This is a genomic window from Curtobacterium sp. CFBP9011 (assembly GCF_034045095.1).
Taxonomy (GTDB): Bacteria; Actinomycetota; Actinomycetes; order Actinomycetales; family Microbacteriaceae; genus Curtobacterium.
The window spans coordinates 1-19,163 of sequence record NZ_JAXCWN010000013.1 but is presented as its reverse complement, the minus strand read 5'-3'; the positions used below and the strand labels follow the sequence as shown (position 1 = coordinate 19,163).

At 70.6% G+C, this 19,163-nt stretch carries 17 protein-coding genes, 1 rRNA gene and 3 pseudogenes; 4 read left to right on the top strand and 17 right to left on the bottom strand.

The window, feature by feature from the left end:
* Positions 1-13: 13 nt before the first annotated feature.
* Positions 14-1,567, bottom strand: coding sequence for a class I SAM-dependent methyltransferase (locus SOM35_RS17085; protein ID WP_320516306.1), 1,554 nt, complete (start codon positions 1,565-1,567; stop codon positions 14-16).
* The gene (locus SOM35_RS17080; protein WP_221850925.1) at positions 1,564-1,947 is read right to left on the bottom strand and encodes an ArsR/SmtB family transcription factor; all 384 of its coding nucleotides are present in this window, start codon (positions 1,945-1,947) and stop codon (positions 1,564-1,566) included. Before SOM35_RS17080 ends, SOM35_RS17085 begins: the two co-directional genes overlap by 4 nt.
* Before the next feature lie 93 nt (positions 1,948-2,040).
* Here SOM35_RS17080 and SOM35_RS17075 point away from each other — a divergent pair, with 93 nt between their 5' ends.
* Positions 2,041-3,285 carry an MFS transporter gene (locus SOM35_RS17075; RefSeq protein WP_320516305.1) on the top strand — a complete coding sequence of 415 codons (1,245 nt, stop codon included), beginning with the start codon at positions 2,041-2,043 and terminating at the stop codon, positions 3,283-3,285.
* A gap of 106 nt (positions 3,286-3,391) precedes the next feature.
* Here SOM35_RS17075 and SOM35_RS17070 read toward each other — a convergent pair whose 3' ends face one another.
* Together SOM35_RS17070 and SOM35_RS17065 are read right to left on the bottom strand one after the other, a co-directional pair.
* On the bottom strand, positions 3,392-3,841 hold the full coding sequence (locus tag SOM35_RS17070) for a TIGR02611 family protein (protein ID WP_111076164.1): 450 nt from the start codon (positions 3,839-3,841) through the stop codon (positions 3,392-3,394).
* 138 nt (positions 3,842-3,979) lie between these two features.
* Positions 3,980-4,315, bottom strand: a complete 336-nt coding sequence (locus SOM35_RS17065; protein WP_320516304.1) for a TraR/DksA family transcriptional regulator — start codon at positions 4,313-4,315, stop codon at positions 3,980-3,982.
* 49 nt (positions 4,316-4,364) lie between these two features.
* Here SOM35_RS17065 and SOM35_RS17060 point away from each other — a divergent pair.
* Positions 4,365-4,649, top strand: a pseudogene (locus SOM35_RS17060) (LLM class flavin-dependent oxidoreductase); the annotation flags it as partial.
* Positions 4,650-4,659: 10 nt separating this feature from the next.
* Here SOM35_RS17060 and SOM35_RS17055 read toward each other — a convergent pair.
* Entirely contained in the window at positions 4,660-5,931 is a 1,272-nt protein-coding gene (locus SOM35_RS17055; protein WP_320516303.1) for a hypothetical protein, read from the bottom strand.
* Positions 5,932-6,004: 73 nt separating this feature from the next.
* On the opposite strand from SOM35_RS17055, the pseudogene SOM35_RS17050 reads away from it, so the two are divergent.
* Positions 6,005-6,784, top strand: a pseudogene (locus tag SOM35_RS17050) (LLM class flavin-dependent oxidoreductase); the annotation flags it as partial.
* A gap of 121 nt (positions 6,785-6,905) precedes the next feature.
* The gene (locus SOM35_RS17045) at positions 6,906-7,361 is read left to right on the top strand and encodes a DUF2510 domain-containing protein (RefSeq protein ID WP_320516302.1); all 456 of its coding nucleotides are present in this window, start codon (positions 6,906-6,908) and stop codon (positions 7,359-7,361) included.
* Positions 7,362-7,392: 31 nt separating this feature from the next.
* On the opposite strand, the gene arfB is transcribed toward SOM35_RS17045, so the two are convergent.
* The 12 genes and pseudogenes from arfB to rrf all read right to left on the bottom strand — a co-directional run.
* Entirely contained in the window at positions 7,393-7,815 is a 423-nt protein-coding gene (gene arfB, locus SOM35_RS17040; protein WP_320516301.1) for an alternative ribosome rescue aminoacyl-tRNA hydrolase ArfB, read from the bottom strand.
* A gap of 45 nt (positions 7,816-7,860) precedes the next feature.
* Complete coding sequence (locus tag SOM35_RS17035) at positions 7,861-8,853, bottom strand: site-specific tyrosine recombinase XerD (protein WP_320516300.1); 993 nt, start codon at positions 8,851-8,853, stop codon at positions 7,861-7,863.
* A gap of 46 nt (positions 8,854-8,899) precedes the next feature.
* Positions 8,900-9,469, bottom strand: a complete 570-nt coding sequence (locus tag SOM35_RS17030) for an NUDIX hydrolase (RefSeq protein ID WP_320516299.1) — start codon at positions 9,467-9,469, stop codon at positions 8,900-8,902.
* Between the two features lie 123 nt (positions 9,470-9,592).
* Complete coding sequence (locus tag SOM35_RS17025; protein ID WP_320516298.1) at positions 9,593-11,305, bottom strand: CTP synthase; 1,713 nt, start codon at positions 11,303-11,305, stop codon at positions 9,593-9,595.
* A gap of 190 nt (positions 11,306-11,495) precedes the next feature.
* Positions 11,496-13,187 carry a DNA repair protein RecN gene (gene recN, locus SOM35_RS17020; protein ID WP_290157500.1) on the bottom strand — a complete coding sequence of 564 codons (1,692 nt, stop codon included), beginning with the start codon at positions 13,185-13,187 and terminating at the stop codon, positions 11,496-11,498.
* A 113-nt stretch (positions 13,188-13,300) separates the two neighbouring features.
* The gene (locus SOM35_RS17015; protein ID WP_111076141.1) at positions 13,301-14,224 is read right to left on the bottom strand and encodes an NAD kinase; all 924 of its coding nucleotides are present in this window, start codon (positions 14,222-14,224) and stop codon (positions 13,301-13,303) included.
* Positions 14,221-15,018: pseudogene (locus tag SOM35_RS17010) on the bottom strand (TlyA family RNA methyltransferase); the annotation flags it as partial. The gene SOM35_RS17015 and the pseudogene SOM35_RS17010, both read right to left, overlap by 4 nt.
* A gap of 250 nt (positions 15,019-15,268) precedes the next feature.
* Positions 15,269-15,694, bottom strand: a complete 426-nt coding sequence (locus SOM35_RS17005) for a hypothetical protein (protein ID WP_320516297.1) — start codon at positions 15,692-15,694, stop codon at positions 15,269-15,271.
* A gap of 10 nt (positions 15,695-15,704) precedes the next feature.
* A complete protein-coding gene (locus SOM35_RS17000) occupies positions 15,705-16,673 on the bottom strand; it encodes an HAD-IIA family hydrolase (protein ID WP_320516296.1) in 969 nt (322 codons plus the stop codon).
* Positions 16,674-16,710: 37 nt separating this feature from the next.
* Positions 16,711-17,268 (bottom strand): hypothetical protein, encoded by a 558-nt coding sequence (locus tag SOM35_RS16995; protein WP_320516295.1) that lies wholly within the window; start codon positions 17,266-17,268, stop codon positions 16,711-16,713.
* Positions 17,269-17,498: 230 nt separating this feature from the next.
* On the bottom strand, positions 17,499-18,821 hold the full coding sequence (locus SOM35_RS17420) for a hypothetical protein (RefSeq protein WP_320516294.1): 1,323 nt from the start codon (positions 18,819-18,821) through the stop codon (positions 17,499-17,501).
* 255 nt (positions 18,822-19,076) lie between these two features.
* Positions 19,077-19,163: ribosomal RNA gene (gene rrf, locus SOM35_RS16985) — 5S ribosomal RNA — on the bottom strand; the annotation flags it as partial.

Here is a 19,163-nt window from a genome sequence, read left to right as displayed (position 1 = left end):
CCCTCGCGGGCCCCTATGCGGGGAGGAGCAGGCCGTCGAGCACCAGGTCGCGGAGGCGCGGCAGCAGGTCCGCGGACAGCGCCCGGTCGTCGACGCCGGTGAGCTGGGCGATCGCGCCGACGATCTGCCCGACCGTGAGCTCGCCGTCGGCCGCGCCGACGAACGCGGCCAGCGCGGTGTCGGCGTCGACCCGTCGGCCGAACCCGCCGCCCTGCACGAGCGTCATCACGGTGGGGTCGTCGTTGCCCGGCCAGTAGTGCCGTTCCTCGGTGACGTCACCGGCGACCCGGAGGTGCGCGGCGGCGAACGCGTCGTCGTCGCGTCCGGCGAGCCACGAGACGGCGTCGAGGGTGCGGGCGATGGTCGCGCCCAGGCCTGCCGGGTTGGCACCGAGCACCTGTGGGAGGCGCTCGAAACGGCGGAGGGCGGAGGTGCCTCCCGACCGGACGACGACGTAGCCGAAGCCGACCCCGGTGACGTGGCGGTCGCGGAAGTCGTCGAGCCAGGCGTCGACCAGGTCGTCGAAGACGGGCGTGCCGGGCTTCGTGCCGCCGTCGCGGATCCACGTCTCGGCGTAGGCGGGCGGGTCCTCGCGCTCCCGTTCGACCACCCACACGTCCAGGTCGGTGTCGGCGAACCAGGAGCGGACCCGCTCCAGGCCGTCGTCGCCCCACCGGTGTTCCCAGTTGCCGAGCAGCTGCGCGGTCCCGCCGGGCTCCAGGTGCTCGGCCAGACCGCGGAGGACGGTCTCGACGAGCGCGTCGCCGACCATCCCGCCGTCGCGGTACTCGTAGGCGGGGACGCCCTCGCGCCGAGGGGTGATCACGAACGGCGGGTTCGAGACGATGCGGTCGAACCGCTCCCCCGCCACCGGCTCGAACAGTGAGCCGTGGCGGAACTCGATGCCGTCGATGCCGTTCAGCTGCGCGTTGAAGCGGGCGATGTCGAGCGCCCGTCGGGAGATGTCGGTGGCGACGACCTGGTCGGCGAAGCGTCGGGCGTGCATGGCCTGGATCCCGCACCCGGTGCCGAGGTCGAGCACCCGACGGACCGGCACGGGCAGCTGCAGGCCGCTCAGCGTGGTGGTGGCGCCGCCGATGCCGAGGACGTGCTCCTCGCTGATGGCGTGGCCGAGGGCGAGTTCACCGAGGTCGGAGACGATCCACCAGCTGCCGGCACCCAGGTCGTCGACGAACGCGTACGGGCGGAGGTCCACGGCAGCGGCGACGGAGTCCCCGTCGATGCGCAGGACCCCGGCCGCGACCAGGGCCGGGACGCCGGCGGCCGGGAACGCGGCCTCGGCGTCGGCCCGCGACACCGGCAGACCGAGCACGAAGAGCGTGGCGGTGGTGGACAGCGGGGTCGTCGGTCGGGCGGCGAGTGCCCGGCGGGCGGCGACCCGGACGCCGCGGTGCAGGGCAGCGGCGGCCTCGGTGCCCCAGAGCGCGTCGACGCCCTCGACCGTGTACCCGGCGGTGGTCAGGTCTGCGGCGAGCGCCGAGGTGACGGCCGGCTCGGCGACGACGTCGGGCAACCGGACTGCGCTCACGCCGGTGTCGCCGCTCACGCCAGTGCCTCGGCGCGGACCAGGCCGGCGGGCACCTGCCAGTCGAGGACCAGGTCGAGCAGGCCCGGGAACCGCTGCTGGACCTCGTCGGTCCGGACTCTGCTGACGCGGGTCAGCCCTTCGAGGTGCTGCTCGAGCAACCCGGCTTCGCGGAGGACCCGGAAGTGGTGCGTCAGCGTCGACTTCGGCCGGTCGATGCCGACCCAGCCGCAGGAGCGCTCCTCGCCGGCACCGTCGACCAGGTACCGGTGCAGGATCGACAGCCGGATCGGGTCGGACAGGGCGTCCAGGACGACCGGCAGGTCCATCTCGGCCGGCGTCGGCTGCGGAAGCGGGGTGTGCTGCGGGAGTGGTGCGGCTCCGTCGGTGCGCTCGGGCATGCACGGACGGTACCACTCCGCACCGACTAGTACGACTTGCGTCGTACAGCGCGAGTACGGTACGAATGCAGTCGTACTACGAAAGGGACGGCCATGCAGTCACCACGTTCCGTCGCAGGGTTCTGGATCCTCGCGGCGATGCTCCTCGTCTCGGTCGCCTCGTCGGCCGTGCCGTCACCGATCTACCCGGTCTACGCGGCGGAGTGGCACCTCACCCCGCTGATGCTCACCGCGGTGTTCGCGATCTACGTCGCCGGGCTCCTGCTCAGCCTGCTCATCGCGGGTCGGCTGTCGGACCACGTCGGCCGGAAGCCCGTCCTGGTCGTCGGCGGCCTCGGCGTCGCCGTGTCACTCGGGCTGTTCGCCGTCGCCGACGGGCTCGGCGCACTCATCGTCGACCGCATCGTGCAGGGTGTCTCGGTCGGGCTGCTCATCGGCGCCCTCGGAGCGGCGCTCATCGACAACTCGCTCGAGCGGCACCCCGCGCTCGCGGGTGTCCTCAACGGCGTCATCCCGCCGATCGCCCTCGCCACCGGTGCACTGTCGAGCGGGGCACTGGTCGAGTGGGGTCCCGCGCCGGAGCAGCTCGTCTACCTGCTGTTCGGCACGCTCCTCGTGCTGCTCGTCGTCGCGCTCGCGGTCGTCCCCGAGCAGGTCGTCGCTCGACCCGGGGCGCTGCGGTCGCTCCGTCCGACGGTGTCGGTGCCACGGGCCTCCCGGCGGCTGTTCCGCAGCGTCGCCGGGTCGCTCGTGTCCAGCTGGGCGCTCGGCGGACTGTTCCTGTCGCTCGTGCCCTCCGCCCTCGGCGCGGTCTTCGGCATCCACAACCACTTCGCCGCCGGCGCCCTGATCGCCGTCGTCACCGGCGTCGGCGCCCTGACCGGCCTGGCGATCCAGCGGGTCGACACCCGCAAGGCGGTCCTGCTCGGCCTCGTCGCGCTCGTCCTCGGACCGATCGTCACCGTCACCTTCGTGGTCATGCCGTCGCTGCCCGGACTGGTCGTCGGCAGCGCGATCGCCGGTGTCGGGTTCGGCGCGGGCTTCCAGGCGCCGCTCCGGATGCTCCTCGCCACCGCGGCACCCACCCACCGCGCCGGCCTGCTGTCGACGATCTACGTGGTCAGCTACCTGGCCTTCGGCGTGCCGAGCGTCATCGGCGGGTTCCTCGAGCCGTCGCTCGGCCTGGTGCCGGTGCTCGCCGGATACGGCGCGTTCATCGTCCTCGCGGCGCTCGTCGCCCTCGTCCTGCAGGTCACGTCGAAGGACGCGGCCGAGGTGGAAGAGGCCGCGTCCGACGAGGTCGAACGCACCGCGACCGGATCGGTCCGCACGGTCTGAGGCGCAGCGAGCGGCGGTGCAGACTTCGGGCGGCCCCGAGCGCCGCTCAGTGCCCGGTCCGCGCGGTCAGTGCCCGGCCCGTGCGGTCAGTGCCCAGACCGCGCGGTCAGTGTCCTGTCCGCGCGGTCTGGCCGCGCGGGCGCTGCACCCCGACGTTCCGGTGCGCCTCGGCGTGCGCGGCGTCGACGTCCGCCTTGCCCTTGTCCGCCGCAGCCCGCATCCGCTTCGACGGCGCGTGGTGCTTCGCCCAGTCCCAGAACCGGTGCAGCTTCGCGCGCAGCCAGGTGATGATGCGGTGGAAGAAGTGGAACTCGCTCGCCAGGACCGTCAGACCGACGAAGACGACGAGCCAGCCCGGACCGGGCAGCGGCACGAGGATCAGCCCGATCACGACGATGAGGCCGCCGACGATCCCGACCAGGACCTTGTAGAAGAGGTGCACGTGCGGTCGGGCGTGGATCCAGGTGCGCAGGTCACGGAACCACTGGAAGCGCTGCCGACCGGATGACGCGTCGGGAGCAGCACTCCGGGGAGGCTCAGTCGGGTCGCCGTGCATGTCCGCACGCTAGGGCACGCGGCTGGGAAACCGCGGCGCAACGGGTCCGTATGTGGTGGGGACGCTGCGGGGTGGGGACCGCGCACCGCGACGTGCGTGCCGGGGTCTGCCGCGCCTCCCGTCCGGCCGGGAGGCTCGTCACGCGTGCGCGACGCACGTCGCCGCCCACGGGACGGCGGCCAGGCGCGCCTCCGGGATCGGTTCCCCACCCACCGCGCAGCGGCCGTAGGTCCCGGCGTCGAGGCGCCCGAGGGCCGCGTCGACCTGCTCGACCCGGCGGCGGGCGTCGTCGCGGACCGCACCGAGCGAGCTGCGCTCCCATGCCAGGGTCGAGCCCTCCGGGTCGTGCTCGTCGTCGGTGTTCGCCCCGTCCCGGGCATCACTGACGTCCAGCATGCTGCGCTCGACGTCGACCAGCAGCTTCGTCGCACGGGTCCGTTCGGTCAGCAGGGTGGTCCGCGGATCGAAGTCCATGTCCTCGACCGTAGTCCGCCGGAATGCCCGCCCAGCCGGATGCGTTCGTATGCACATGACGAAGATCGGGTTTCTCTCCTTCGGGCACTGGCGTGACGTGCCCGGCTCCCGGGTGCGCAGTGCGCGCGAGTCCCTCGTGCAGGCCATCGACCTGGCCATTGCGGCGGAAGAAGTCGGTGTCGACGGCGCGTACTTCCGCGTGCACCACTTCGCACCGCAGCAGGCCGCGCCGTTCCCGCTGCTGTCCGCGATCGCTGCCCGGACCAGCCGCATCGAGATCGGTACCGGCGTGATCGACATGCGCTACGAGAACGCTCTACACGCCTACGAAGACCGCACCTCTTCTACTCAGTCACGCCCTCCGACTCTCGATCGGATTCCTTGATCAGGTCTTCCCAGGGCCACGCGACGGTCTGATACTTCCGATAGAATAGGAGATCCCGGTTGACGACCGTTACCTCGGAATTCGTCGGATTGTAAGCGAGTACAAGGCCACGCTCTTCGTCGTCGACCTGCAGAGCCTCGAAATTTGCTAACGCGAGCTTCAAGTTCCCCTTTTGGATGCGGTCTTGTCGGGCGTGAGCCGCCTGATAGATAGCGTCAAGCGGCACACCGCGCAGGAGAGCATCGTCTTCCTGTTCCAGAACTGCTGCCATCGCGTGCGCGTAGATCGCTGTCGTGTTATTCCTGCGGCGGATACCCGAGGAGACATTCGCCGCGAAGGTCTGGAAGACGGGCACGAGCTGATCGGAGTAGGTCATCGCCGCGTAGTCGAGCGCATCGCCGTCGTCTATATGGTTCTCCTCATCGGACCCCTCATAGATGCCCATCTCGTCCAGCATCTCCAGCGTCAGTGATTGCAGAATGCCCACATTGCCGTAGCAATCCAAAACCAGTCGTTCGACGATCGTTGAGTCGAACCTAAAGTTCAGCATGACTGCACCACGCTCGATTACGGCCTGAAGCTCCGCCGCGCTCCAAGCAATCGAAATCTCCCTCACTCGCCCGGTCAGGTCGGGATTGAAGTTCAGAATCATGTTGTTCTGACTCCAAATACCAATGATTACGACGTAAAGCCCATGCTCCCACAATGCCTTTAGGTCGGAAGCGAGCCACCGGCGTTCCGCAACCGGTAGGTAGTGAAAATCCTCAATGACCAATCGGCGGCCACTCAATTTGATCAGATCCGCGATCACCTGCAAGTCATTCACCATCGCCACGGCGGGTTCGGAGGTAGTAGCTTCCGCAGATGAGGCTTTCAGCCCAAGTGCTATCCGCACTTTTGCGATGAGGCCGACCCCGAATTCCGTATCGGCACTGACGGTGCCCTCGAATCCTCTGGTGCTCGTACTGCTGACTTTCAGCGTGATACCGAGCTCGCTCAGGGCGAGCCGGTAGAGGTCAACGACCGTATGGTTATAACGACATTGAACGACGATCGCGTCCGGCAGAACGCGTTGGCGTAGCCAGGATTTTCCCGCCTTTGACGAGCCCCGCAACGCGACGTGGAGATCGCGATCCAAGATGCGCTTGATTTTCTCGTCTAAGCCACCGCGGTCCACGTACGCCCCCTCGCGCACCTCCGTGGTGATGCCGAACACGTCCTTCGTCTGCACTGTCGTTCCCCCGTCTGGTAGTGCAAGGAGTATCGCACGCCAGGGAGCGAGCGCAGCTCAGTTGGGCAACAAGGAGAACCCGCTGTACATGGCGGAGGAGGCGGCGGCCACCGACCTCATCTCCGGCGGCCGACTGCAGCTCGGCGTGAGCCGGGGATCACCCGAGACCGCCCTCGCCGGCTACCGCTCGTTCGGCTACGTGCCCGAGTCCGACGACGAGAACGGCGCCGACCTGGCGCGTGACCACACCGCGGTCTTCCGGCGGGCGATCGCCGGCGAGCCGATGGCGAACGCGAACCCGCAGATGACCGGCGCGGTCGGCTCGCTCGCGATCACGCCGCAGTCCGACACCCTGTCCGAGCGCATCTGGTGGGGTGCCGGCACGCGGGCCACCGCCGAGTGGACGGCCGAGCAGGGCATGAACCTGATGTCGTCGACCCTGCTCACCGAGGACACCGGCGTGCCCTTCGACCAGCTGCAGGCGGAGCAGATCGAACGTTTCCGCAGTACCTGGCGCGAGATGGGCTGGGAGCGCGAGCCCCGCGTCAGCGTGAGCCGCAGCATCATCCCGATCATCGACGACGAGTCGCGCCACTACTTCGGCGTCCGCGCGCAGGTCGAGGGACAGGACCAGGTCGGACACCTCGACGGCGGTCTCGCCCGGTTCGGTCGGTCGTACATCGGCGAGCCGGAACAGCTCGTCGCGGAACTCGCCGCCGACCAGGCGGTCCGCGACGCCGACACCGTCCTGGTGACCGTGCCGAACCAGCTCGGCGTGGACTTCAACGCCCGGCTGCTCGCCGCCGTCAAGGACGTCTTCACCGAGGTCGACGCCGCTCCCGCAGCGGTCTGAGAGGGGGGACCGGCTCCCGGTCCCCCCTTCTGCCGACACCCGCTCTGGGGCAGCGGGGCGGGGAACGTGCCGGGTACCGTCAGAACGCACTGACGGCCCCCGCACACACCAGGAGTTCCCCGTGACGCTGCCGGCCGCCGGCTGGTTCCCGGACCCCCAGGACACCGCTCGACTGCGGTGGTGGGACGGTCACGCGTGGGGCGAGGCGACCCGGGTGCTCCCCCGCGAGGCACCGGCTCCCGTCGTCCCCGTCCTCGCCGCGATGCCGCCCGGGCCGGCGTTCTCCGTCGAGGCGTCGACCCCCGTCGTCGAGGCCCACTCCTGGGCGTACGGCAGCAGCGACCGACGGGTCTGCCTGTTCGCGGTGCTGGCCGTCGTGGCCGCGATCGTGTCCCTCGTCGTGGACCCCTGGGGGCTCGCCAGTCTGCTCGGCATCGCCGCGGGCCTGGTCGCCCTGGTCCGTCCGGGCGCCACCGGTCCCTGGCGGGTCGTCGGGCAGAGCATCGGGGCGTCCGCGCTCGTGCTCGCCGTCGCGACCGGGGTCGTCGTGGCGAACGGGCACCTGCACCTGTTCTGAGTCCGGCACCCGACCGGCCGTCAGGCTCCGGTCAGTCGTCCGACGGCCGCCGACGCTGCTGCTTCATGGCGGACCGCTGCTGCTTGCCTGCCAGGCGTCGGCGCTGTGAGCCCCGTGTCGGCCGGGTCGGACGCCGTGCCGGAGCAGGCGGGGCGAGCGCCTCCCGCAGGAGCTCGCGGAGCGCGTCGAGCGCAGCCTCGCGGTTGCGGAGCTGGGACCGCCGCGCGGACACCGTCACAGTGATCGTCCCGGCAGCCGTCCGCCGACCGGTCCGCTCGAGGATGCGCGTCCGCTGCTCCTCGGTGAGGGCCGCCGATCCAGCGGCGTCCCATGTCAGCTGGACACGGCTGTCCGAGGTGTTGACGTGCTGTCCCCCGGCGCCGGACGACCGCGAGAACCGCCACTGCAGTTCCGACTCGGGGATCGTCAGCCCCGGCCCCACCTCGAGGTCCATGCGCCAAGGGTCCCACGGTCCGGGCGCCGCGGGCCCCCGCTCCGCCTACCGCCGCGCCCGCGGGTGCGCCGTCTGGTACACGTCCCGCAGCATGTCCGCCGTCACCAGCGTGTAGATCTGCGTCGTCGCCACACTCGCGTGCCCGAGCAGCTCCTGCACCACCCGGACGTCCGCGCCGCCCTCGAGCAGGTGCGTGGCGAACGAGTGCCGGAAGGTGTGCGGCGACACGTGTGCCGCCAGCTCGGCCCGCTCAGCCGCCGCCTGGATGACGAGCCAGGCGCTCTGCCGCGACAACCGGGCTCCGCGGGCACCGAGGAACAGCGCCGGCGTCGCGGACCCCCGGACGGCGAACACCGGCCGTGCCCGCACCAGGTACGCGTCGACCGCAGCCCGGGCGTAGCTGCCGAGCGGCACGATCCGCTGCTTGTTCCCCTTGCCGGTGACCCGCACCACGGAGACGTCGGTGTCCTCGTCCGAGACCTCGTCCACGTCGGCGAGGGTCGTCACGTCGTCGACGGAGAGCCCCACCGCTTCCGAGATCCGGGCGCCGGTCGCGTACAGCAGTTCGAGGAGCGCCCGATCCCGGAGCTGCACCGGGTCGTCGCCCACGACGGAGCCGATCAGCCGCTCCATGTCGTGCACGGAGATCGCCTTCGGCAGCCGCATCGGTGCCTTCGGCGGGCGGACCGACGCACCCGGGTCGAGCGGCAGCCAGCCCTCCCCCGCGGCGAACGCCGAGAACGAGCGCACCGAGCTGAGCATCCGCGCGACCGACCTCGGCGCCAGCGGGCCCTCCGGACGGGTGGTGAGGTACTGCACGAACCCGGCGAGGTCCGCGCGCGCCAGACGTCCGACGTCCTCGAGCACCCCGGCCCCGCCGGCACGGTCTGCGCCGCTGGAGTCGACGACAGGCTGCGTGCCGATCCACTCGCCGAACGTCGCGAGGTCGCGCCGGTACGCCGAGAGGGTGTGCGGCGACAGCCCCCGCTCGATGGCGATGTGCCGCAGGTGGTCCTGCACGGCACGCTCGAACGGCATCACCCGACGAGGCTACCGGGGCGCCGAGGCGGACCGGCCGAACGCGCTAGCGGCGCTCGGCTGCCTCCACCGCGAGCGTCGCCACGATGAGCGCCGAGTTGTGCAGCCGTCCCTCGAGGATCCCGGCCACGAGTTCGGCCCGCGGCACCCAGCGGATCACGATGTCGGCCTCCTCGGCCTCCCGCTCGAACGCCGACGAGGTCGCCCGCACCCCGGTCGCCCGGAACACCTCGATGAACTCGTTGCTGCCGCCCGAGGACGTGTTGTACCGGACCAGGTGCTCCCAGTGCTCGGCCTCGACGTCGGCCTCCTCGGCGAGCTCGCGCTTCGCGGCGGTCAGGTGGTCCTCGGCCTCGTGGTCGAGCAGCCCGGCCGGCAGCTCCCAGTCGCGCACCTGCACCGGGTGACGGTACTGCTGGATGACCAGGACACGGCCGTCCTCGGCCTCCGCGAACACCGCGACGGCACCGGTGTGGTCGATGTACTCGCGGACCATGTCCGTGCCGTTGTAGTCGACGGTGTCACGGGTGATGTCCCAGACCGCACCCTCGAACACCCGCTCGGAGGCGGTCACGTCGAAGGAGGCGGGTTCGTCGGCGATCGGTGCGTCAGTCACCTCGCCATCCTGCCCCACCGTCGACGACGAGCGTCCAGACCGGCGGACGACGGACGGGAGGCTCCCCACCTGCTGGTGGGGAGCCTCCCGTCCGTCACGTGGTCGCGACCGCGACCTACCGACTCAGGCGACCGCTTCGGTCTCCGGGTCGAACAGGCGGGTCGACTCGTTGCGCTCGATCGCCGCACCGACGAGGCCCGCGAAGAGCGGGTGCGCGCGGTTCGGACGCGAGCGGAGCTCCGGGTGCGCCTGCGTGCCGATGTAGAACGGGTGCTCCGCACGGTCCAGCTCGACGTACTCGACCAGGGTGCCGTCCGGCGAGGTGCCGGAGAAGACCATGCCGGCGTCCGCGATCTGCTCGCGGTAGTGGTTGTTGACCTCGTAGCGGTGACGGTGGCGCTCCGATGCCTCCGCCGAGCCGTACAGCTCGGCGGCGAGGCTGCCCTCGGTGAAGTGTGCCGGGTACATGCCGAGGCGCATCGTGCCGCCCAGGTCGCCGCCGGCGATGATGTCCACCTGCTCCGCCATGGTCGCGATGACCGGGGTGGAGGTCTCCGGGTCGAACTCGGTGCTCGAGGCGTCGAGCAGGCCGGCCTCGTGGCGGGCGTACTCGATGACCATGCACTGCAGACCGAGGCACAGACCGAGCGTCGGGATGGCCTGCTCACGGGCGAACTTCAGCGCGCCGAGCTTGCCCTCGATGCCGCGGATCCCGAACCCCCCGGGGATGCAGATGCCGTCGACGTCGCCGAGGTTCTTCGCGGCGCCCTCCGGGGTGAGGCACTCGTCCGAGGCGACCCACTTCAGCGTGACCTTCGCGGTGTGGGCGAAGCCGCCAGCACGCAGCGCCTCGGTCACCGACAGGTAGGCGTCGGGCAGGTCGATGTACTTGCCGACCAGGGCGATCGTCACGGCCTTCTTCGGCTCGTGCACGGCGGTCAGCACACCGTTCCAGCGCGACCAGTCGACGTCGTGCGCCTCGAGGCGGAGGGCCTCGATGATGACCTGGTCGAGGCCCTGGTCGTGCAGCATCGTCGGGATGTCGTAGATCGACGGGACGTCCACGGCGTTCACCACGGCGTCCTCGTCGACGTCGCACATCAGCGCGATCTTGCGCTTGTTGGCGTCCGAGACGGGGCGGTCGCTGCGGAGCACGAGGGCGTCCGGCTGGATGCCGATCGAGCGGAGCTGCGCGACCGAGTGCTGCGTCGGCTTCGTCTTCTGCTCACCCGAGGCCGCCATGAACGGCACCAGGGAGACGTGCACGAAGAACACGTTGTTGCGGCCGAGCTCGTGGCGCACCTGCCGTGCCGCCTCGATGAAGGGCTGCGACTCGATGTCACCGACCGTGCCGCCGACCTCGGTGATGATGACGTCGGGCTGCGGGTCGTTCTCGGACTGCTCGCGCATCCGACGCTTGATCTCATCGGTGATGTGCGGGATGACCTGGACGGTGTCGCCGAGGTACTCGCCGCGACGCTCCTTGGCGATGACCGTCGAGTAGACCTGCCCGGTCGTGACGTTCGCCGACTGCGCCAGGTCGATGTCGAGGAAGCGCTCGTAGTGCCCGATGTCCAGGTCCGTCTCGGCGCCGTCGTCGGTCACGAAGACCTCGCCGTGCTGGAACGGGTTCATCGTGCCCGGGTCCACGTTGAGGTACGGGTCGAGCTTCTGCATGACGACCTTGAGGCCGCGTGCCGTGAGCAGGTTGCCGAGGCTGGCCGCCGTCAGGCCCTTGCCGAGAGACGAGACGACCCCGCCGGTCACGAAGATCTGCTTCGTCACCTTCGGGGTCGTGTTCGAAGAATTGGTTCCGCCGCTGAGAGTGTCCGCCACGGGATTCCATCGTACGTCAGAAGTGCCGGGAGGCGCGACCCACGTTCGCCGGGCGCGTTGCGTCCGGCGCCGGCGCACCCGGGTGGGGCGCGTCTCCCGGCCGGTGCCAGGACCGGTGCTCGGGCTGGTGCTCCCGGGCGGTGCTCCCGGCCCGTGCTCGGACCGGTGCTCGCGCTGGTGCGGGGACCGGTCAGGCGGAGCGGCCGGCGACCTCGAGGAGCTCGCGTGCGTGCTCCATGCCGCTGGCGCTGTCGCCGAGGCCGGAGAGCAGCCGTGCCATCTCCTGCAGGCGGTCGTCGCCCTCGAGGCGGCGGACGCTCGACGAGGTCACCGCGCCGCTGGCGTCCTTGACGACGTTGAGGTGGTTGTTCGCGAACGCGGCCACCTGCGCCAGGTGCGTGACCACGATGACCTGGGTCCGTTCGGCGAGCGCCGCGAGACGTCGGCCGATCTCGATCGCGGCCGCACCGCCGACACCCGCGTCGACCTCGTCGAAGACGAAGGTCGGGACGGTGGTGCTGCCAGCCATCACGACCTCGATCGCGAGCATCACACGCGAGAGCTCACCACCGGACGCACCCTTGCCGATCGGCCGCGGGTCGGTGCCCGAGTGCGGCTGCAGCAGGATCGCGACCTGGTCACGCCCGTGGCGACGGAACTCGCCGGCGTCGGTGACCTCGACCACCAGGGTCGCACCGGCCATCGCCAGGCTCTTCAGCTCGGCGGTGACCCGCTTGGCCAGTTCCGTCGCCGCCTTCGTCCGCACCTTGGTCAGGGCGGCGCCGGCGGCCTCGAGCGCTGCCCGGTCGGACTCGACCGACTGCTGCAGCTGCGCGATGCGGTCGTCGTCGCCGTCCAGCTCGAGGAGCCGGTCGGAGGCACGCTGTCCGGCGGCGATGACGTCCTCGACGCTCTCGCCGTACTTCCGGGTCAGGCCGGCGAGCAGAGCCCGTCGTTCGTTGATGAGTTCGAGGTCGTGGCCGGCCTCGGGTTCGAGCGAGCCGATGTAGCTCGACAGCGACGCCGAGGCCTCACTCGCCTGGATGCCCAGCTCGGTCAGTTGCTCCAGCACCGGCTGCAGAGCCGGGTCGACGCTCGCGACGCGTTCGATCGCGCGCCGGGCCGACTCGACCAGGCCGATCACGTCCGGGCCGTCGAGCGACTCACTCGACACGGCCTCGTGCGCCAGGCCGGCGGACAGTCGGAGGTCCTCGAGGTTCCCCAACCGCTCCGCACGTTCGGCGAGCTCGGTGTCCTCGCCCGGCTGCGGGTCGGCGGCCTCGATCTCGGCGGAGGCTTCGCGGAGGCGCGCAGCCTCGGCGAGCCGCTCGTCGCGGTCACGGGTCAGCGTCTCGAGGTCGCCCGTGTGCTGCTGCCAGGCGTCGTACACGGCGACGTACTTCGCCAGGGCCTTCTCGACCGCTGCGCCGCCGAACCCGTCGAGGGCGGCACGCTGCGCGGCCGCCGAAGTGAGGCGGATCTGGTCGGACTGCCCGTGCACGGTGACGAGCTGGTCGGCGAGTTCGCCGAGCACCGCGACCGGAGCGGTCCGGCCGCCCACCGTGGCACGGCTGCGGCCCTCGGCCGAGACCGTGCGCGTCAGGATGAGTTCGCCGTCCTCGACCGTGCCGCCGGCGTCCTCGACCCGCTCGGCGACGGCCGCGTGGTCGGGCAGGTCCCAGCGGCCCTCGACGACGGCGTTCGGTGCACCGCGGCGGACCGAACCGGCGTCCGCACGGGCCCCGAGGAGCAGGCCGAGCGCGGTGACGATCATCGTCTTGCCGGCGCCGGTCTCACCCGTCACGACGGTGAAGCCGGGGCCGAGCTCGAGCGTGGCGTCGCCGATCACGCCGAGGTCGGAGATGCGGATTTCCTCGATCACTGGATGTGCTCCTGCTGCTGGTTCACGTCGTGGTGCCGGTGCTCGTGCTCATGCTCGTGCTCGTGGGGGTACTGGTGGTGTTGCCCGGGGCTTCAGGCAGCCGAGGGTCCGCGTCACACGTCCTCGTCGTCACGCTGCGGCCCGCGCCAGCCCGCGACCGGCAGCCGGAACTTGGCGACCAGGCGATCGGCGAACGCGGCGTCCTTGATCCGGGCGACCCGCACCGGCTCCGGCGAACGGCGCACCTCGACGCGGGCCCCGGGCGGCAGGTCGTGCGTCCGACGCCCGTCGCACCACAGGACGCCCACGCCGCTCGTGCGCCGGAGGACCTCCACGGCCAGGACCCGGTCCGGGCCGACCACGATCGGTCGGGAGAACAGGGCGTGGGCGCTCAGCGGCACCATCAGGATCGCGTCGACGTCCGGCCACACCACGGGGCCGCCGCCGGAGAAGGAGTAGGCGGTCGACCCGGTCGGGGTCGAGAACACCACACCGTCGCACCCGAAGGACGACAGCGGACGGCCGTCGACCTCGGTGACGACCTCGAGCATGCGCTCGCGGGAGGCCTTCTCCACCGTCGCCTCGTTGAGCGCCCAACTGGAGTAGACGATCTCGTTGCCGACGACCACGTCGACCTGCAGGGCGACGCGCTCCTCGACCTTGTACTCGCCGGTCAGGGCGCGCTCGACCGTCTCGGCCAGGCCGTCGCGCTCGCTCTCGGCGAGGAACCCGACGTGTCCCAGGTTGACGCCGACGATCGGCGCCTTCGTGCCCCGTGCCAGTTCGGCTGCACGGAGGATCGTGCCGTCCCCGCCGAGGACGATGACGATCTCGATCTCGTCCGGGCGCACGTCGACGCCGAGGATGTCGACCTGACCGACCGACGCCTCGGCGCGGCGGATGTCGGCGTACTCGTCGAAGGGCATCACCGGGGTCAGACCGGCGTCGTGCAGGATGTCGCACACCTCGACCGCGGCGTCGATCGAGTCGCGCCGTCCGGTGTGCGAGACCAGCAGGATGTGTCGTTCGTCGCTCATGGAGCTCCCTCCGCCAGTTCCGTCGCCCGGAGGATCCATTCTGTCGGGTTCTCCCCGGCACCTCGCTGGAGACGCGCGAGGTACTCGTGGTTGCCGTGCGTCCCGACGATCGGGGACGCCGCCACGCCCGCCGTTCCGAGGCCCAGGTCCCAGGCGGTCCAGAGGACGTTCATCAGCGCGTCCTGCCGCAACGACGCACTACGGACGATGCCCTCGCGGATGCCGGTCCGACCGACCTCGAACTGCGGCTTCACCAGCAGGACGAACTCGTCGGCCGGCACCGCGGCGACCAGGGCGGGCAACACCATGCGGAGGCTGATGAACGACAGGTCCCCCACCACCAGGCTGGTGCGCTCGGCAGCGCGGTCGAGGGCCAGGTAGTCGTCGCGCGTGAGGTTCCGGGCGTTGACCCCCTCGACGACGGCGACCCGGTCGTCGATCGCGATCGCCGGAGCCAGCTGGCCGTGGCCCACGTCGAGGGCGATCACCCGCGAGGCGCCACGTGCGAGCAGCACCTGGGTGAATCCGCCCGTCGAGGCTCCGACGTCCAGGACCGTCCGGCCACGTGGGTCGACTCCGAACGCGTCGAGCGCGCCGACGAGCTTCAGCGCGGCGCGGGAGACCCACTCGTCCTCGGCGTCCACCACGATGTGCGAGGAGGCGGTGACCGGGGTCGAGGCCTTGACGACCGGGACCCCGTCGATCGTGACACGGCCGGCCAGGATGAGGGCGGCCGCGGCGGTCCGGGAGCGAGCGAGACCACGTGCGGGGATCGCGGCGTCGAGGCGCCTCGTGGCGGTCGACGGCGTCGCGGTGCTGGTGCCGGCGCTGCCCGTGTTGTCGGCGCTCGTGTCGGCGCTGCCTCTCGGGTCGGTGCTCGCCGCGTGGCCGGTGCTCGCCGCGTGGCCGGTGCTGGTCGCTTGCTCGGGGCTGGCCGTGTGCTCGGTGTCGTTCGTGGGGGACGTTCCGTTCGTGGAGGTCGTGCCGGGAGCGAGGTCGGACCCGCCTGTCGTCTCACTGATGGGGTCGGCGATGTCCCCGGGCTCACCCACGAGTGTCCCCGCCGTGTTCCAGCCGGGTCCGGAGTTCGTCGTGCAGCTCCGCGAACGCGTCCGCGCGGTCAGCCAGCGGAAGTCGTTCGACCGCCGCGGCCCGACCATCCACGGTGTCGGCGCCGGGCTCGATCGAAGCCTCGGCGCTGCCGTCTGGGTCGTCGCCACTCCGAGCGTCCGAGCTCGAGTCCGCGTCGTCGGCATCGGCATCGGCATCGGCATCGGCATCGGCATCGGCATCGGCATCGGCCGGGACTATCGCGGCTCCGCGCAGAACGCCGGGCCTCGGGCGCGGCGGGCCAGGAACAGCTCGCAGCTCCGTCGCCGCACCGGGAACAGCCCGCGACTCGGTCGGCGCGCCGGTCGACCGACCAGCGGAGGGAGTGCCCGTCACGTCATCGCTCCGGGCTGGTTCCACGCCCGTCACGCTACTCGCCGCCGTACAGCGCCGGGTCCACGTCGAGGCCGTAGATGGCCAGGCCGGAGTCCCAGATCGCGGTCGCACCGGCGCGCAGCAAGTCCATCTCGTCCGACCCGACGTGCTCGGCTCGGACGACGTGTCCGCGCATCGAGACGATCGACTCCCCGACGGTCACGCGACGCGTGCCGTCCGGGTCCTCGCTGCGGATGGTGACCGGGTAGGGCTCGTGCAGTCCGCGGAGGTCCTTGAGCACGTAGGTCGGCCGCGAGCGCTGGTCAGCCGCCAGCACCTGCTTCGGCTGGTCGATGCCGGTCAACACGAGCACGCTCGGGATGCCCGCGTCGTTCGCACCCTTGATGTCCGTGTCCAGACGGTCCCCGATGAACAGCGGACGCTCGCCACCGAACCGTGCCAGGGCCGCTTCGAAGATCGGTCGCTCGGGCTTCCCGGCCACGACCGGCATCCGGCTCACCGCCTGGTGCACCGCTGCCACGAGGGTCCCGTTCCCCGGAGCGATGCCACGCTCCACCGGGATCGACCAGTCCATGTTCGTGGCCACCCACGGCACGGAGGCATCCGCCAACGCGAAGGAGGCTTCGGCGAGCTGCTTCCACCCCAGGTCCGGCGAGAACCCTTGGATGACCGCTGCCGGGTGGTCGTCCGCGCTGTCGGTCACCACGAACCCGGCCTGCTCGACGATCGTCGTCAGTCCGAGTCCGCCGATCACGAGGACGGTCGATCCTTCCGGAACGAGGGTCTCGAGCAGCCGCGCCCCGGCTTGGGAGGAGGTGACGACGTCGTCGGCCGTCACCTCAAGCCCGTACTGCTCGAGGTGTTCGGCGACGTCCATCGGACGCCGGGAGGCGTTGTTGGTGATGTAGCCGACGCGAGCCGACGCGGCGGCCTGGTTGAGGGCCTCCACGGCGTGTGGGATGGCGTTCCGTCCCCGGTAGACGACACCGTCGAGGTCGGTCATGACCACGTCGATGCCGTCGACCGGGGTACGCGGAGTGTCAGCCGACTGCGGAGCCGTCGATGTCGCGGGGGTTGTCTTCGTCGATCTCGCCCGGCTGGCCCCCGGCGTCGTCGGAGTCGTCGTCGAGGTCGTCGTCCCCGAGGGCACTGACGTACCCGTTGCCCGGCTCGGCGTCCCCGAGTTCTGCGTCGTCGAGCTCGACGGACTCGTCGCTGACGGGCTCGTCGCCGACGGGCTCGTCGCCGACGGGCTCGTCGTCTCCGGGCTCGTCGTCTCCTGACTCGTCGTCTTCGGGCTCGTCGAACTCGTCGACTTCGATCGCTTCCTCGACCACATCCACTGTCTCCCAAGCATCGTCTTCGGCGGCTTCCGCGAGGGCTTCGGCCGCGCGGTCGACGCGGGCCCACCATTCGTCGGCCTCGTCCTGGCGACCGAGCTCCTCGAGCGTGGCCGCGTAAGCACTGTAGAGCGCCGGAGACCAGCTGTAGGCGGTCGAGGGGTCGAGCTGTGGAATCTCCAGCTCGCCCAGCGCGGCTGTGGGATTCCCGAGGTCCAGACGTGCTCCGGACATCGCGATCGCGAGTTCGACCTGCACCGGCGTCTCGAGGGCGGCGCGGTCGACGGACCGTCCGAGCTCGAGGGCACGTTCCGGGCGCCCGAGCCCACGCTCACAGTCGACCATCATCGGGAGCTGGTCGTTGCGGCCGGAGATCCGCCGGTAGGTGCGGAGTTCCCGGAGCGCCGTGGCGAAGTCACCGAGACGGTACGCCGTGATCGCGGCGGTCTCACGGACCACAGCCACGCGGCCGGCTCGGCGTGCAGCGCTCAGCGCGTGCTGGTTCGCTTCCTCCGGATCGGAGTCGACGAGGAGCGCCGCGGTGATGAGGTGTCGCGCCACCCAGTCCGCGTTGTCCTTGCTGAGGGTCTTGAGCTCAGCACGAGCGGCGGGGTGGAGGTCACGGGCATCGATCTCGTCCGGGATCTCGGGGTCGTCGTGACGCGGGCGGATCGAACGGGTGCCGTACGGGTCCCGGTCTTCCCAGTCGTCCCGAGCGGCCTCGCCGAAGCGGGCGCCGGCCGAGCGGTTACCGTCGCCGAACCGCTTCCGATCGGCTCCACCGTCGCGGGAGGGGCGGTCGTCATTGCCACGGAACGGACGGTCGTTGCTACCACTGCGAACGGGCCGATCTCCGTCACGGCGGGGACGGTCATCGTTGCTGCGGAAGGGCCGGTCACCATCACGACGGGGACGGTCATCGTTCCCACGGAACGGACGGTCGTTGCTGCCGCTGCGAACGGGTCGGTCACCGTCACGGCGGGGACGGTCGTCGTTCCCACGGAACGGCCGGTCGCCATCACGACGGGGACGGTCGTCGTTCCCACGGAACGGCCGGTCGCCATCACGACGGGGACGGTCATCGTTCCCACGGAACGGCCGGTCACCATCACGACGGGGACGGTCATCGTTCCCACGGAACGGCCGGTCACCATCACGACGGGGACGGTCATCGTTCCCACGGAACGGCCGGTCACCATCACGACGCGGACGGTCATCGTTCCCACGGAACGGACGGTCGTTGCTGCCACCGCGAACGGGCCGGTCGCCATCACGACGCGGACGGTCATCGTTCCCACGGAACGGACGATCACCGTCACGACGGGGACGGTCGTCGTTCCCACGGAACGGACGGTCGTTGCTGCCACCGCGAACGGGCCGGTCGCCATCACGGCGGGGGCGATCGTCGTTGCTGCGGAAGGGCCGGTCACCATCACGACGGGGACGGTCATCGTTCCCACGGGACGGACGGTCACCATCACGACGCGGACGGTCATCGTTCCCACGGAACGGACGGTCACCATCACGACGCGGACGGTCATCGTTCCCACGGAACGGACGGTCACCATCACGACGCGGACGGTCAGTTGCGGGCCGGTCAGATCGCCACGAAGGACGGTCGTTCCGGGCTCCACCTTCGCGGAATTCACGGCCGGACGGCCGTCGGTCCGTGCTGTCGCCGCGAGGACGATCCCCACGAGGGGCCCCACCACCAGCACGCCCACCTTCACGTCGTTCGAAGTCACGCGGCCCAGACGACCAACGACCGCTGTCGCCTTCGCGTCGAGATCGATCCGGACGGTCTCCGTCACGCCCGTCTCGCCGCTGTTCGTCGTCGTTCGCCACCGTAGCTCCTCGTTGCGTGCCGAAGACTCGTGTCTCGGCGATCGTCCGCTGTGTCGTTGTGTCGTGCTGTGGCAGCCGAAGCAGCCCGTGTTGGTCCAGTCCATCATGAACAGGGCGCAGAGTCGACCTCATGCGCCTGAGATGAAACAGAAAATGGCCACCGGCCCTCACGAGAGCTGTTGCTCTCGATGGAGGGCCGATGGCCACATCATTGAAAAGAAGTCCGGCGGCGTCCTACTCTCCCACAAGGTCCCCCTTGCAGTACCATCGGCGCTGAGAGGCTTAGCTTCCGGGTTCGGAATGTGACC